The organism is uncultured Methylophaga sp., from assembly GCF_947259025.1.
Classification (GTDB): domain Bacteria; phylum Pseudomonadota; class Gammaproteobacteria; order Nitrosococcales; family Methylophagaceae; genus Methylophaga.
Map to the genome: position 1 here is coordinate 362588 of NZ_CAMYKO010000004.1, position 14991 is coordinate 377578.

Annotated in this window: 15 protein-coding genes; 9 read left to right on the plus strand and 6 right to left on the minus strand. The window is 52.6% G+C overall.

Features of this window, described 5'->3' with window-relative positions; genetic code table 11:
• From Q0X64_RS04950 to Q0X64_RS04975, 6 genes are read left to right on the plus strand one after another with little or no spacing between them, the layout of a single operon-like run.
• The gene (locus Q0X64_RS04950; protein WP_297809433.1) at positions 1 to 1446 is read left to right on the plus strand and encodes a hypothetical protein; all 1446 of its coding nucleotides are present in this window, start codon (positions 1 to 3) and stop codon (positions 1444 to 1446) included.
• Complete coding sequence (locus tag Q0X64_RS04955) at positions 1433 to 3454, plus strand: PEGA domain-containing protein (RefSeq protein WP_297809434.1); 2022 nt, start codon at positions 1433 to 1435, stop codon at positions 3452 to 3454. Before Q0X64_RS04950 ends, Q0X64_RS04955 begins: the two co-directional genes overlap by 14 nt.
• Positions 3441 to 3581, plus strand: a complete 141-nt coding sequence (locus Q0X64_RS04960; RefSeq protein ID WP_297809435.1) for a hypothetical protein — start codon at positions 3441 to 3443, stop codon at positions 3579 to 3581. The genes Q0X64_RS04955 and Q0X64_RS04960 overlap by 14 nt, the downstream gene beginning before the upstream one ends.
• Positions 3582 to 3583: 2 nt before the next feature.
• The gene (locus tag Q0X64_RS04965) at positions 3584 to 4366 is read left to right on the plus strand and encodes a MotA/TolQ/ExbB proton channel family protein (protein WP_297809436.1); all 783 of its coding nucleotides are present in this window, start codon (positions 3584 to 3586) and stop codon (positions 4364 to 4366) included.
• A gap of 6 nt (positions 4367 to 4372) precedes the next feature.
• Positions 4373 to 5434: a VWA domain-containing protein gene (locus Q0X64_RS04970; protein ID WP_297809437.1), complete on the plus strand. Its 1062-nt coding sequence runs from the start codon at positions 4373 to 4375 to the stop codon at positions 5432 to 5434.
• Positions 5431 to 6381, plus strand: a complete 951-nt coding sequence (locus Q0X64_RS04975; protein WP_297809438.1) for a hypothetical protein — start codon at positions 5431 to 5433, stop codon at positions 6379 to 6381. Before Q0X64_RS04970 ends, Q0X64_RS04975 begins: the two co-directional genes overlap by 4 nt.
• A gap of 37 nt (positions 6382 to 6418) precedes the next feature.
• Here the strand turns inward: Q0X64_RS04975 and Q0X64_RS04980 are convergent, their stop codons facing one another.
• Positions 6419 to 7024, minus strand: a complete 606-nt coding sequence (locus Q0X64_RS04980; protein WP_297809439.1) for a DUF2238 domain-containing protein — start codon at positions 7022 to 7024, stop codon at positions 6419 to 6421.
• A gap of 149 nt (positions 7025 to 7173) precedes the next feature.
• Here Q0X64_RS04980 and Q0X64_RS04985 point away from each other — a divergent pair, with 149 nt between their 5' ends.
• Positions 7174 to 7350, plus strand: coding sequence for a hypothetical protein (locus Q0X64_RS04985; RefSeq protein ID WP_297809440.1), 177 nt, complete (start codon positions 7174 to 7176; stop codon positions 7348 to 7350).
• Positions 7351 to 7410: 60 nt separating this feature from the next.
• On the opposite strand, the gene Q0X64_RS04990 is transcribed toward Q0X64_RS04985, so the two are convergent.
• Positions 7411 to 7935 carry a cytochrome b/b6 domain-containing protein gene (locus tag Q0X64_RS04990; RefSeq protein WP_297809441.1) on the minus strand — a complete coding sequence of 175 codons (525 nt, stop codon included), beginning with the start codon at positions 7933 to 7935 and terminating at the stop codon, positions 7411 to 7413.
• A 145-nt stretch (positions 7936 to 8080) separates the two neighbouring features.
• On the opposite strand from Q0X64_RS04990, the gene Q0X64_RS04995 reads away from it, so the two are divergent.
• Complete coding sequence (locus Q0X64_RS04995) at positions 8081 to 8977, plus strand: LysR family transcriptional regulator (RefSeq protein ID WP_297809442.1); 897 nt, start codon at positions 8081 to 8083, stop codon at positions 8975 to 8977.
• On the opposite strand, the gene Q0X64_RS05000 is transcribed toward Q0X64_RS04995, so the two are convergent.
• Positions 8974 to 11433: an FtsX-like permease family protein gene (locus Q0X64_RS05000; RefSeq protein WP_297809443.1), complete on the minus strand. Its 2460-nt coding sequence runs from the start codon at positions 11431 to 11433 to the stop codon at positions 8974 to 8976. The two genes, Q0X64_RS04995 and Q0X64_RS05000, sit on opposite strands and share 4 nt — an antisense overlap.
• Before the next feature lie 2 nt (positions 11434 to 11435).
• On the minus strand, positions 11436 to 12113 hold the full coding sequence (locus Q0X64_RS05005; RefSeq protein ID WP_297809444.1) for an ABC transporter ATP-binding protein: 678 nt from the start codon (positions 12111 to 12113) through the stop codon (positions 11436 to 11438).
• Between the two features lie 26 nt (positions 12114 to 12139).
• Here Q0X64_RS05005 and Q0X64_RS05010 point away from each other — a divergent pair, with 26 nt between their 5' ends.
• Positions 12140 to 12763, plus strand: a complete 624-nt coding sequence (locus tag Q0X64_RS05010) for an arylesterase (protein WP_297809445.1) — start codon at positions 12140 to 12142, stop codon at positions 12761 to 12763.
• Positions 12764 to 12780: 17 nt separating this feature from the next.
• Here the strand turns inward: Q0X64_RS05010 and Q0X64_RS05015 are convergent, their stop codons facing one another.
• Both Q0X64_RS05015 and Q0X64_RS05020 read right to left on the minus strand, forming a co-directional pair.
• A complete protein-coding gene (locus tag Q0X64_RS05015) occupies positions 12781 to 14760 on the minus strand; it encodes a DUF2075 domain-containing protein (protein WP_297809446.1) in 1980 nt (659 codons plus the stop codon).
• Positions 14753 to 14986: a helix-turn-helix transcriptional regulator gene (locus Q0X64_RS05020; RefSeq protein WP_297809447.1), complete on the minus strand. Its 234-nt coding sequence runs from the start codon at positions 14984 to 14986 to the stop codon at positions 14753 to 14755. Before Q0X64_RS05020 ends, Q0X64_RS05015 begins: the two co-directional genes overlap by 8 nt.
• Positions 14987 to 14991 lie beyond the last annotated feature (5 nt).

Here is a 14991-nt window from a genome sequence, read left to right on the forward strand (position 1 = left end):
ATGCTTAATGAGAAAATCGCCCGGGCCAGACAGGCAAAACGACAGAATTTTTTGCGTCTTATTGCCTTCGGCAGCGCCGCGCTGTTGTTGCTGGCGCTGGTGTTTTTTTTCAGCAGCTATTCCCCCTCTGACCCTGAACAACCGGTTGCGACCGAGCAACCGGAAACAGCGGCTCCACCTCAGCCGTCAGACTCGACAGCGACGCCGGTAGGCGACAGCGAGGTAAGAGAAAGCTATCTTGAAGCCTACGCGCATTATCAGAATGTCTTGAGACCGCAACTCGATGAGATAGATATTAAAAGTTGGGATAAAGCGCTGGCCGAGCGCCTTCAACAGGGGGAAGCTGATGCCATTGAGGCCTTTTCAGCCGGTGACTATGGCAAAGCCAACAGCGCAATGAAAGCGCTCAATACGCTGGCCGAAACCACGCTTGAAAACAGTCGTCAGGCATTCAATGAAGCGATGAAAAATGCTGAACAAGCTTACGATGCGCTGGATTACAACCGTGCACGCCTTGAAGCTGACAAGGTGCTGATGCATAAGGCCGAAGATGAGGACGCTCAGCAGCTGTCGGCCAAAATAGAACAGATCCCGCAGCTGGCCTCACTGGAAAAAGCGATTAACGTGGCCCGAGCAGAAAACAATCCGGCCAAAGAGCTGGCGCTTATCAATGATCTGCTGCAAATCGATAGCGAGCAGGAGGCCATGAAACAGCGCGCCGCCTCACTGCGAAGTCAGCTCGCCGCCAATCGTTATGATCAGCATATTGCCCGGGGCTACCGTGCTGTTGATGCAGCCGATCTTTCAGCGGCAAAAACAGCGCTTAATCAGGCCAGACAGCTTTATGCCGAGCGCGCGGAAAATCAGCAACTGGCCGCAGCGATTACTGAACTTGAGTCCCGTCTTGTTTATGAATCGAGTGTCGCCGCTGCGCAAGCGGCGCAACAGGCGGATAACTGGCAAAGCGCAGTCAAAGAATGGAAACAGGCACTGCAGCAACGCCCTGCTGATAAAACAATCAGCGATAATTTGACCCGCGCCGAGCGCATTGTCTCGCTGCAGCAGCAAATGCAGGCCTTGCAGGCCAATCCTCAACGCTTGTCCAACGAACTGGTGAAGTCCAAAGCAGAGATTGCATTGATTCAGGCAGAACCGCTGCGCGGGGCCAGTCCTTCACTCAATGCCGCCGCCAACAAACTGCGTGACAGCATGAATGCGGCGAACAAACCCGTCACCGTGGAAGTCATTTCCGATGGTGAAACCGCCATCTCAGTGCGCGGTGTGGGTGTAGTGGGTACCACCCGCGCCAAGACCATCGAGTTGAAACCCGGCACTTATCAGTTCGAGGGCAAACGTCAGGGCTATAAGTCCAAAATCGTTGAAGTCACCATTCCCCCCGATACAGCGTCTTACCAAGTGAGCATTGTCGCCGATGAGCGAATTTAAACAGGCCGTTTTTGAAGCCAAACAAAAAAGCCGGCGCCGGCGTCTGCTATGGAGCGCCGGCAGCATGCTGGCAGTGCTGTTTGTTATCAGTCTGCTGATCATCGCCAAGGCCAGCCGTATTGAAGTATTGCCTCAGGAAATCAGTAAGCAGGCCGAAGTCTCGGCCATTTCCGGGCTGGCTTTTGTGATCGACAATCATCTTTACAGCCTGACCTCAAAGGCAGAGATTGAAGCCACTGCAACGGGCTATAGACCACAGACACGCACGATTGCCAACCAGGATTTCGGCAAGGTCATTCAACTGGTGCTGGAACCGTTGCCGGCCTGCCTGCTGATGAGTTCGCCCATTAGAGACAATCAAACCCGCTGGTCCATCAACGGTTCGATGATTGCGGTGGCTGACACACTCGAACAGCAGTTGGAGCCGGGAGACTATCAGGTTGAAATCAGCCATCCCTATTACCAGCCGCAAACCCTCAATCTGACGCTCAAACCCGGCGAAGTGATGGAACAGACCCCCAGCCTGTCGCCACTTCAGGGTGAGCTTGCCATCAGCAGCATCCCTGAGGGCGCCTCGGTGAGCATTAATGGCGAAACACAGGGTCAGACCCCGCTCACATTGGCACTGGTCGGTGGTGAGTATCAGGTCGAGGTCGCGAAAGCCGGTTTTGACCCCAGCCGCGAGCAGCTTGAGATCAGTCAAAGCGACCCCAACCCCAGCCGCGAGTACCGACTCGCAGCCAAAAGCGCCGGCGTGACGGTGTCACTGGATCCGGCAGGCGGCACGCTGACACTGAACGGCATTAATGTGAATCCACAGGGTAAAATTCGCCTCAAGGCTGGGCAGGAAAACACACTCCGCTACCAGAAACCTGGCTACTTCAGCCAAACACGGACGCTAACGCTGACTGCTGAGGAAAGTCGTCACCTTGATTTCAGCCTGGAACAGGAAATGGGGGCGCTCAAAGTCACTGCCAGCAAAACGGCCGAGGTCTTTATCAATGGCAAAAAAGCCGGTGACACGCCTTTTGAAACCCGGCTGATGGCGATTCCGCATCAGATCGAGGTCCGTGCGCCTGGCTACAGGACAATCAAGCAGACTGTGACGCCGAAAGCCAGTGCCACAGCGACGGTGCACGCTGTCATGGTGTTGGAAGCCGAAGCACGGCTTGCCGATGCCCCGCCGGTTTATAAAACCAAAGCCGGGGGCGAGATGGTGCTGTTTAAACCCAGCGACCAGATCAGGATGGGGGCAGCCCGCGGAGAGCCCGGCCAGCGCGCCAATGAATTTATTAAAACCGTACACATTAACCGGCCGTTTTATGCCGGACGTCATGAAGTCACCAATGCCGCTTATACGCAGTTTGATAAGGCCCATGGCGGCCAAGCACAACTGCCAACCACCGGTGTCAGCTGGGTTGAAGCGGCCCAATATGCCAACTGGCTGAGCCGGAAAGAGAACCTGCAGCCGGTGTATCAGTTCAGTGGTAACACTCTCACGGCTATCAATTCCAGCGCCGATGGCTATCGCTTATTGACTGAGGCCGAATGGGAATGGCTTGCCAGAAAAGCCGGCAGAGCACAGCAAAGCCGGTTTGTCTGGGGGAACAGCCAGACCATCCCTAAAAATGCCGTCAATATCGCCGATGTCTCGGCCAAAGGCAGTGTCACGGTTTATGTGCCGCGCTATGATGATGGTTATGCCGGGATGGCACCAGTGATGTCGATGCAACGGGAACAGTCAGGGCTGTTTGATATGGGCGGCAATGTCAGTGAGTGGACCCATGATGCCTATACACTGATACCACCAACGGCAACTGCGGCAGAGCCGCATCAACTCGACACCAACCTCACTGCCAGCCGTGTCATCAAAGGCGCGAACTGGCGTTCTGGCTCCTTAACCGAGCTGCGCGCTTCCTACCGCGATGGCAAGACCGAGGGGGCCGAAACACTGGGTTTCAGGCTGGGCCGATTTGTTTACGGAGGGCATGACAATGTCACGCATTAAAAAATTGGGGGCGCTGCTGGGCGCTGTCCTGCTGCTGTTCGTCATTGGCTTTACCGCGCACAAGGTTTATGCCGGTAAACCGGTCATCAGTCTTAACTCGCCCGTTTCTTTTCCGGTGGATATCTGAACATGAACGAAACGTTGAAAAATTTCGCTGCGCTGGTGGTGTCGGTGATTGTGGTACATATGCTGTTTATCGCCTACGTCAGGCCGGAAGCGGCACAGTTAATGGCAGAGGCCGCGGCACAGGGACAGTCTGCACCGCGCGATATCGTGGTGCTGATCAAGGACTATGAACAGCAGATCTGCTTCATTCTGCTGCTTTGGGGCTGTTTTCTGATTAGCAGTGCTTATCGCCAGATTCTCAAAACCAAGTATCTCTACAATGTGGATCTGATTGAAGATGTGCGCATTGAAAACAGCGAAGAGACCAATGCCCGACACGATCTCGACGTCAACGGCATCATTCAGCGCCTCGATCATGATATTCCGGAAGACTGCCGCCAATCCCCGCTGGTGCAGACGTTGCGCTCAGCATTATGGCGTTACAGCTCCACCGATAATGTGCAGAATCTGTCCGATGCTATCGAGAGCAACCTGGAAGCCATCGCGGTCAAGCAGGATTCCGAGAACACCATGATCCGCTATCTTATCTGGGCGATTCCCTCGATAGGCTTTATCGGCACTGTGCGCGGTATCGGTCAGGCGCTGTCTCAAGCCGATGAAGCGCTGGCCGGTGATATTGCCGGGATGACCGACAGTCTCGGTATCGCCTTTAACTCCACCCTGGTTGCCCTGCTTATCAGTATCTTTCTGATGTTTCTGTTCCACCAGCTTCAACGCCTGCAGGACAGTCAGATTGTCGATACGCAGGACTATTGCGACAGGTTCCTGCTGCGCCGCATCAGGTAAGTTGCTTTGGCACATAAACCCCGCCGCGCTGAAGGATCGAGTCTCGCCTTTCTGGACATTATGTCCTGCGGGCTGGGCGCGGTGATCCTGGTCTTTATGCTGGTCAAGCAGAGCGTGGATGAAGCCCCGGCCGAAATTGAAAATCTCAAAAACGATATCAGCCAGCTGGAGCAGGCCAGAGATGAGTCACAGCAGCGGCTGAATGACATCCGTCAGCAGCTGCAACAGGAAAACATCGATATCGCCAGCCTGCGACAGAGCCTGTCATCTCAGCGGGCTGATCTGCAGGCCAAAAATGAGGCACTGTCGGCCGCCACTTCCACGCTGGACGAGCTCAAGCAAAGCATCACCAGCATCAAGGTGCCGGAAAAACAGGATCTGGTCGAAACCCAACAGGTGAACGAAGAACAGTATCTGATGGGGCTCAGGGTGGAGGGCAGCAAGATCGCCATTTTGCTCGATGCCAGTGCCTCCATGACCAATGAAAAACTGATTGATATCATCAAAACCAAGAGCGGCAGCGATCAGAACAAAATCAACGCCCCCAAGTGGCAGCGAACGCAACGGGTACTGAGCTGGATGCTGGCCAGACTGCCACAAAACAGTGAGGTGCTGGTGATGGCCTACAATGAACAAGCAAAACAACTGGGTGGCAAGGGCTGGATTAATGCCAGCAGTGAGTCAGCCAATCGTATCATCCGCGAAGCCAGCAGCCTGGTGCCAACCGGGGCAACCAATCTGCAGAAAGGTCTGAACGCCATCAAAAGCTTTTCACCCAGCAATGTCTATGTGATTACCGATGGCCTGCCGACCCAGGGCGAGTCGCGCTTTAAAAGCCTGAATCCCTTTTCAGATTGCAGTTCACTCACCGGTGGCGGTAAAACCATCAGTGGTGAGTGCCGCAAACGACTGTTCCAGCAGACCATCAAGGAGAGCGGCAATATGGGTGCCCAGCTCGATGTCATCCTGTTACCTATTGAAGGCGACCCGGAAGCGGCTTATCAATACTGGCTGTGGGCGGCCAGTCAGCGCGGTATGGTGATCAGCCCGGCGAAGAACTGGCCATGAAGCGACGCAGCAGAAGTCTCGATATTTTCAGCCTGTCCTTTCTGGATGTGATTTCCTGCGGCTTCGGCGCAGTAGTCATGCTGATCCTGATTTCCAAAACCGATATCGACCAAAGTCAGGCTGGTGCCGATGAAGTCAGCGCGCTGCTGGCTTCGCTATTGTCGTTGCAGAATTCGGTCACGGAGATTGAAAAAACCATGCGCGAGGATTTGGCTGCGCTGGAGTCGTTATCCGATCAAAAGTCCTCCATTCAACAGGCCTCAAGTTCTTTGCAGCAGGAACTCAGCACGCTGGATAAACAATCCGAAGCGATGGCCGAATCGGTGGAAGGCTTGAGTCTGGTAGAACAAAGGCTGAAACAGGCCTCGCTCAGCACACCCCGGCCACCGGTCAGCGAGCGTGATGATGAGGTCGGCGGCATCCCGGTCGACAGCGATTACGTGGTATTTATTGTTGATACCTCGGGCAGTATGAAAAGCATCTGGGGCAGAGTGTCCAGCGAAATTATCAACGTGCTCAATATTCATCCTGAAGTAAAAGGCTTTCAGGTACTGAATGATATGGGAAAACCGCTGATCTCGGGCTACGACGGCCGCTGGATTCCCGATACCCAGAGCCGGCGCAAAAATGCCATTTCGCTATTCTCTAAATGGAATGCTGTGTCCAATTCCAGTCCGGTGGAGGGGCTCAGCGTGGCGCTGAGAAAATATGCCAAACCCAATATCACCACCTCTATTTACGTGTTTGGGGATGAATATTCCGGCGGCAATTATGATGCGGTGATCAAAACGGTGACCGAACAGAATAGGGTCTTAAGCTCCGGCCGGCGCCTGGCCAGAATTCACGCGGTCGGTTTTATTTCGGCGGGCACCACTGACCGCTTCAGTGTGTTGATGCGGGAAATGACCCGCCTGAATGACGGCACTTTTATCGCCTTGCCCAACTAGGCTCTTTGTCAGAAAGTGAGCGAGCGCTCACATCGAATTACCCTCGACGTACAAACTTAAACAGATAAAATCCGATGACAGCCAGCAAGGCGCCGGCAAAGTTGAATACCATATCCAGCATCAGGTTGAAGTAACCACCAACGCCGTTATCAGGCACGGTCAGCACGGCGATAAACTCAATCATTTCATTGACCCCGCTCACACCCAAAGCCGCCATCACTGCGATAAAGCCGACCAGAAGCTGACTGTGCTGATTGCCAAAATATTGCCGAAGTAAATGCAGAAACAAGAGACCAACAACGGCATACAGGTAGCCATGCACCACCTGATCAAATTTGAGAATAAAAAACTCACCACCGCCGTCATAAAACGGATAAATCCGCCAGGCATAGAGCACGCCATCAGCCGTCTGAACACTGCCGCCCATCATATGCATCAAGCCCCACAAAGACAGGCCTGCCAAGATATAAGTGGGGATACGGGTTTTATCGAGCGTGGCGTAAAGCAGGGTGAAAATAAACACGATCACGCCGACATAGCCGATAAATTCCATATTCAACTGGCCAATGTAGAACACGGCAAACACAATGGTATAAAGCGCGGTAAAGATCAGAATGGCGAATTGTGATTTTGAAAAGGTCATCAAGCACTCCCTGGCTATCATGAATAAGCTAAACACTTTTAGCGACGATAGCAGAATTTATAAGGAGTTGTTTGCAATCTTTGTTAAGATGGCGGGGTTGGTGAAGAGCTCGGTCTCACCGGTATTGAGATGAAGTAAGGATGATTGAGATGGATAAAACGACAATTACAGTTATTGCTGTGGTGGCGCTGCTTGTTATTGCTCTGGTGTTTAAAAAACTGATCAAGCACGAAGAAAAGAAAAATGACCCCAATCTGGCTGAGCCACGCGACTCAAACAGCGCGCCCGGCAATCAGGGCGTCAAAAACCGGGGCGACGACAAATAATTTTTGTCGCCCAGCCCTGAAGAAAAGCCCCGGCATCACAGATGTCGGGGCTTTTTTGGTTTAGACCATGCGTTTCAGGGTGTCATCACGGCGAATGAAGTGATGGAACAGGGCACCGGCAAAGTGCGCCAGTACCAATCCAACCAGCACTAATGCCAATACGGCATGCATATCGCCGATAGTGATCATCCACTGCGTTTCACCGGCCGGTTTATCCAGCATCGTCATACCAAACAGTTTGACCGGGTAGCCTTTGCCGTAGATGTAGAGCACACCCAGTGGCGGCATTACCAGCAGACAGAAATACATGATGCGGTGACTGCTGCGGGCGATGGTACCGATAAGCCCCGGGGTTTTGGGGCGCTGAGGCTTTTGTTTGCGGGTCCACAGCAGGCGGGCAATGGTGAGCAACATGATCAGTGCCCCAATCGAGGTGTGGTAGGGGCCGAAAGTGTCGCCCAGCCAGTGTTCGCCGTCATTAATATAATCAGCGAATTTAAAGAATTGCTGGATTACCAGCACAGCCATGAACCAGTGGAAAAAACGGGTAATCAGGCCATAGCGTTGTTGTGAGTCATGCAGCATGGCTCTCTCCTGAAATCTTAAACGAGTGGTTCTTTTTGTCGCGCAGTCCGGCGCAACAAGAAAAACAGTCAGACTTTAACTTAATGTTATAAGTAGGAGAACATGGCATTATGCATAAAGAGCTTTAACTGAGAGTAAGAAATAAATGCTGGATCGCTTTTTGAGCATGCGCGTGTTCAGCCAAGCCGCCGCATTGGGCAGCTTGTCTGCGGCGGGCCGCTCGCTGCATATGTCGCCAGCGATGGCGACCAAGCACCTTGATGCACTAGAGGCGCGGCTGGGTATTAAGTTATTGCGCCGCACCACCCGCCAACTGACGCTGACCGATGCGGGCAGCCAGTATCTCGAATCCTGCCGACGTATTTTACAGGAAGTCGATGAAGCAGAATCCGAAGTGCTGGCCCAGCGTAATGAAGCCGTCGGGCAGTTGCGGATGAATGTGCCGCTGTCATTCGGGGTGCGCTTTATTGCACCGCTGCTGCCCGAGTTCAATCGTCTTTATCCGCATGTTGAAGTTGAACTGGGGCTCAGTGATGCAAAACAGGACTTGCTCCGCGAAGGCTGGGATCTGGCCATCCGCATTGGCCATCTGGCTGACAGTTCGCTCAAGGCTCGACGGCTGGGCGATTGTGAACTGCTGGTATGCGGTTCACCGGATTATCTGAGCCGCTATGGCAGACCGCGCCGCGCAGCAGAAATCAGCGATCATCACTGCCTGAGTTATACCCTGTCGCCGATGCAGGGTGAGGGTTACTGGTGTTTCGGTCGTCAGGGCGAGGTCCGGGTAGCGGTAAAAAGCAGCCTTAAAGCTAACAACGGTGACGCGCTGCTGGCAGCAGCCCTGGGCGGTCAGGGTCTGATTTATCAGCCCGACTTTATTGTGGGGCAGGCGCTGGCTGACGGTACGCTGGAGGCGATAACGCTGGACATCCCAACAGTCGATGTGGGCGGCCTGCATGTGTTATCACCGCCGGACCGGCGGCCACCGGCCAAGGTCCGCGCGATGATCGACTTCCTGCAGCAGGCACTGAAGGATCGCTAAAACTCACGTAGCAGATGCATCGGTGGCACCCTGACCACGGTTCTGCTGGCGCTGATGCCGATTGCACAAATAATGCCCATGCCAATCAGCGGACCCAACCCCCACAACAGCGGATGCCAGCTGGCCTGACCGTTGAATACAAACACCTGCAAACCAAACAGACAGGCTTCCGCCCCGGCAGCGGCAATCAAACCGGAAAACAGGCCCAGCGCGCCAAACTCAACAAACAAAGACTGCTGTACCAGCGCCTTTCTGGCGCCTAAAACACGCAATAAAGCGCCTTCTTCCAGCCTCTCTTCCAGCGTCGCGCGCACACTGGCCAGCAACACCAGCCCACCGGCACTGAGGATACAGATAAGTACCAGTTGAATCGCCTGAGACAACTGGCCGATGACGGTCTGGATCTGCTTTAACAGTTCACCGACATTGAGCATCGAGACAGTGGGGAACTGTGCCATTTCACGATAAAAAGCCTGGGCATTATCGTTACTGACAAAAGCACTGCTGACAAAGTTGGCGGTGTAGTCCTCCAGTGCTGTTTTGGGCAGGATCAGGTAAAAGTTGGGCTGCATCGATCCCCAGTCCACCTTGCGAATTGAGGTGATAGGCAGCGTGACCCGTTTGCCGCCGATATTGATTTCCAGTTCATCACCGAGTTGGAGATTGGCTTCCTGAGCAGCACTCTGTTCAACCGAGAGGCCATTTGCTGCAAAGTCACCGGCGACCAGCTCATTGCCCTTGCCAATGCTGTCGGCCCAGGTCAGGTTGAGTTCACGCTCATATAACTCGGGTTCGCCCCTGCCCTCGGGGTAGAGCGACTGAATACTGGTGCCTTTGGCGGTCACCACCCGGCCGCGCACCATGGGATACCAGTCAGAACGGGGGATAGCGAGCGCATCAGTAACTTGGTTGATGCTGTCAATCTGGCCGCTTTGAACGTTAAACAGATAATGATTGGGGGCATCGGCCGGCAGTTGCTGCTGCCAGTCCGAGACCAGGCTGGTTTTTATCCCCACCAGGATCAGCCCCAGCATGATAATCAGCGTGAACACCAGCAGCTGAAACAGGTTGGGCACCAGTCGCCGGTATAAAGACGCCAGCCCGATCTGCCAGCCGCTGGTGGCGCCCGAAGTCAATGATCGGCCCAGACGGAATACAGCAAAGCCGATGACCGACACCAGCAGACCGATACCCAGCATTGCCAGCGTCATAATGCTGGGTAATAAAAAGCCCTCTGTGTAAAGGCACATCAGACCGTACATGCCGATAAAGCCAAGCCCGTAAATGATGAGGGTGTTGTGTTCCAGTTTTAACGCCGGTTGCAAAACCGACATCGGCGAGATTTGAATCAGCCTTTGCATCATCGGCAGGCAGAACGCCAGCATCGATACCAGACCGGTCGCCACGCCCAGCCATAAGCGACTGACAGAAGGTGCCGGTAAGGCCGTGGACATCAGACCCGATAACAGCGAGGAAATCAGTCCCTGTATCAGCCAACCAGCAACAAGCCCGATAGCCACACCGCCGATAAACAAAAGCGAGAACTGGATCAGGAAGGTTTTCACCAGTGACCTGGGCGTGGCCCCCAGGGTTTTTAATACCGCGACCTGCATCAAATGCCGTTTGGCAAAGCGCGCTGATGCCAGTGCAATGGCGACACCGGACAGGATCACCGCCAGCGTGCCGGCCAGCAGTAAAAATGACTGGGCTTTGCCAATGGTGTCACCGATGCGCTCGCCTTTTTGTATGGGTGTTCGCCAGCGCTGGCCTTCATTGAGCTTTGGTGTCACCCAGTCTTGATAGGCCTGCAGCGCTTGCCTTTCTCCGGCCAGCAACAGACTGTAACGAACACGGCTGCCGGGAATAATCACGCCGGTGGCTTCCAGATCAGCGTGGTTCATCACTGCCCGGGGAGATACCGCAAAGGCAGAACTGCTGGAGCCGGGATCCCTGACCAGGTAGCCGCTCACCGTTAAGCTGGTTTCACCGACTTCTACTGCATCACCGATCTCGGCATTAAGCAGGCTGGCCAGACGCGATGACAGCCAAATTTCGCCCTGCTTTGGCGAATGACTCGTGCTGGTGCCAGCACCGAACAGCGTGTTATCGACCAGATAAGCCCCTCTTAGAGGGTAGCTGTCAGTGACAGCACTGACCCAACTCAACTGCAGGGCATCGCCGGCAAAGATCATGGTCCTGAATGACGTTCTTTCCGCCTGCTCAAGCGACAAATCACGGGCTTTTTGCCGCCAGCTTTCAGCAATTACGTCATCGCTGCGGATCTGGCGATCGGCGGCCATCAGGCTGGCTGACTCTTTCTCAAAAGACAGTTGCAAGCGGTCGATAAATAAACTGATGGCGGTGACGGTGCTGACCGAAATAATCAACGCAACGATCAAGGTCAGGATATCGCCACTTTTCAGATCACGAAGCAGTAAACGTAGCGCAAAACGCATAATCAGTGCTCCGCCAGTTGACCGGCTGACATCACCAGTTGCCGGTCACATTTCTTGGCGAGTTCATTGTCGTGGGTGACCATCACCAGCGTCGTGCCCTGCGAATGATTGAGGTCAAACAACTGATCGATAATAATTTTACCGTTGCCCTCATCCAGATTACCGGTAGGCTCATCGGCAAACAGGATTTTGGGGCTGGAGGCAAAAGCACGGGCAATAGCCACGCGTTGCTGCTCACCACCGGAAAGCTGGCTGGGGTAGTGGGTCAAGCGCTCTGCCAGACCGACTTTGTCGAGTAAGGCTTCCGCTTTTTGACGGGCATCTTTATCGCCTTTCAACTCTGCCGGGAGCATCACGTTTTCCACCGCCTGCAGACTGGGTAATAAATGAAATGACTGGAAAATAAAGCCGACATACTGACCACGCAGTAATGCCCGCTGTTCTTCATCCATCTCGGAAAACGCATGGTCGTAGAGATAAATGTCACCCGAGGTATTGATATCAAGGCCGGCCAGTAAGCCCAGCAGGGTCGACTTGCCCGAACCCGAGGCGCCGACAATGGCCACGGACTCACCTTCCTTGATTTCCATATCGATTTTTTTCAATATCGTTAAGTCGCCGGTGTTGGCAGTCACGGTATGGGTTAAATTTTTTACTCTAATTGCTGTCTTAACTGCCATCTGGGCTCACTTTAAATAAGGTATTTATGTTTGTGAAAAGATGCATCGGGTTTGTATTGCTAGCTGGACTCTTGCTGAGCAAGCTGGCATTTGCCTCAAATTTGCTGGTGATGGGAGACAGCCTCAGTGCTGCCCACAACATGCGACCAGAAGCAGGCTGGGTAAGTTTACTGGAGAATCAACTTTCTGAAACATACCCGGAGATTAAGGTCATCAATGCCAGCGTCAGCGGCGAGACCACGCAGGGCGGCCTGGCGCGTTTTGATAAGCTGCTGTCAGCGCATCAACCCCGCTGGGTCATCCTGGAACTGGGCGCCAATGATGCGCTGCGTGGCTATCCACTGGATCAGACTACCCAGAATCTGGAAACCATGATCAAACAGGCCCGGCAAGCGGATGCCAAAGTGCTGCTGGTGGGCAATCAAATCCCCCAGAATTACGGCAAACGTTACACCGAAATGTTTTTCAATCTATACAAAGACATCGCCGAAGAATATGAACTCGCTTATGTGCCGTTTATGCTGGAGGGCGTGGCGCTGGATAAAAGCCTGATGCAAAATGATGGGCTGCATCCTAATCAGGATGGCCAGCCAATCGTATTGGAAAATATTTATCCGCACCTTGAGCCTTTATTAATAAAGTCAGATTAGTGGATAGCCTTGTCGCACTAGTCGAGCGTTTTCACTCCACACTGCAACAGATAATCATAAGTTTGTTGATAAAACGCAGCTTGACGAGTGCTGTCATTGTTGTCGCCCGCAGGAATAAATATAACCATGCCCTGCCTTGCACGGGATAAAAGAACTCGATAGGCATTAGCCAGATAATTTTGATCAGCTTCTTTTAGTCGTCGCTGCCAATTAGCGCCCCGAAAACGCCAATATTCAAATTGATTTTTTTGATAACGGAAATCAGCATCCCAGCAAACGATAGTCCAATCCAACTCAAGCCCCTGTACTAAAAACTCGGTGCCAACATCCTCCAGAAAGTGCGATGACCTGACGTCCTGTCTCTGCCCCAAGAACCAGTTGGCTGGGTCAATCTGGTTATCAACAAAAACGCCGTTTGCTTTGAGTCTTTTGCCATTCGATGAGGCAATGATGCCTGCACTTTGCTCACCACGGCACTGACCTTTCACCCAGCGCTTAGCAACTTCTAGATCTCTGGTAACGAAGAAGGGATAGGCAGATTGAATTTGGCGCGATAGCTGGCATGCCTTGTCAGGTTGATTGTGAATGATGTAATGAACGAAATGTGAGACTCTTTCAGCCCGAAATGAGCGCATTGAACTGGCAAGGTGCAAAGAAGAAAGCTCGTTGAGCTGGTGATCTTCAAGCTGCAGCGCTTGACTGTCGCCGACATACTCAGCTTGCATAAGCTGTGGTGAATAATAAACCTTCCAGTCAGGGAAGGAGTCTGACAATGCCGTAAACCAACCTTTTAACCCGGCCTCTCCATCATGAATTTCTTGCCCACCTCCGATCAGGGCAATAATCACAGTCCAATCTTTGTGACGATCCATCACACTGATCAAGAATTCTGCTTCTGACTGATCGAAGTTATCGACACCCCGTTTCTGACGCATAAACTTAACCGCCTTTTCTCTATTCCAGGCTCTTTGAGCTTCATCGAATATCACAACATGGTTGTGTGGCGGTTTATCAGCGTCGGTTAGCATCTCATCCCGAAAATGATGAATGTTCTGGATAAAGGCTTCGGTTTCTCTTCTTGCCTCACTGATGTTCAGCGTTTTGGCCGAACGCTTTGATTTGTCTTGACGGTCCCGGGCTAGAGCCTCCCTAAGCACATGCACAAGCGGGCCATTTCCCGATAAAAAAACGGCCTGCTCTTCACCGTGTCTGTTGAAGTGCCCATTGGCGACATTTAAGCCAACCAATGTTTTGCCTGCACCAGGCACACCAGTCACAAAGCAAATCGTTTTTTGTTGATGGAGCCTCGAGTGATGGATGATATCGAGCAGTTGCTCCGAGGTATCTGTGAGGTTAATTGCTTCAGCGTCACCGCGTGATATTTCAGTCACATCATGATGGGCATAAAGAGCCTGAGCCGCCTGAATAATGGTTGGTGTTGGTTTATAAGATGCCTTTAACCATTTCTCAGGCTCAATCTGTTCTTGTGGTGAGACTTGAAGCAGACAGTGCGAGACTAGTTCGGTGATAGTTTGAGCATTAGCTCTTAATGGCTTGGCAACCTGATCTTGAAGTTCTAGAGGGACTAGTTCAGATGTTGGAGCATCTGTGGCAATAAGGATTGGAATAATAATTTTGTTATGGCTGGCTTCATGAAAGTGGCTCAGGTCAAGCGCATAGCCTTCAGCCTGTCTCAAACTGGTCTGGTGGAAGGATTTTTCACCGACTTTGAATTCCAGGCAAAATATCATGCCGTCAATCAGCAATACTACATCGACGCGACGCCCCATTCTTGGAATTAGTAATTCAAAGCAAATAAAGGCATCGCTGATTTGTTCAAAAATCGAACGGATGACTTTTATTTGCTCTCGCCAAGCCCATGTTTGCTGTAAGACGATATCTTGAGAGTGGTGTTGGGCAAGTCTTCCGATGATGGTCTCGGGAGAAAGCCGCAAAAACTCATTTCTCGTGGCTGAGAAAAAGGCACGTTCAAGCATCAGCCACCTCTTCGAACATCATCAGGGTGGCAGGTGAAACCTCAAGAGCATCAGCGAGCCGGAGAATATTCAATAAACTGATATTACGTTTGCCACGTTCCACGGCGCTAATATAAGTTCTGTCGAGATCTGATAGTAAGCCAAGCTTTTCCTGACTTAAGTTTTTCTCGCTACGTATTTTTCTGAGATGTCTGCCAAATGCTTGCAGATGGGGGGTGTTCATCATGATGA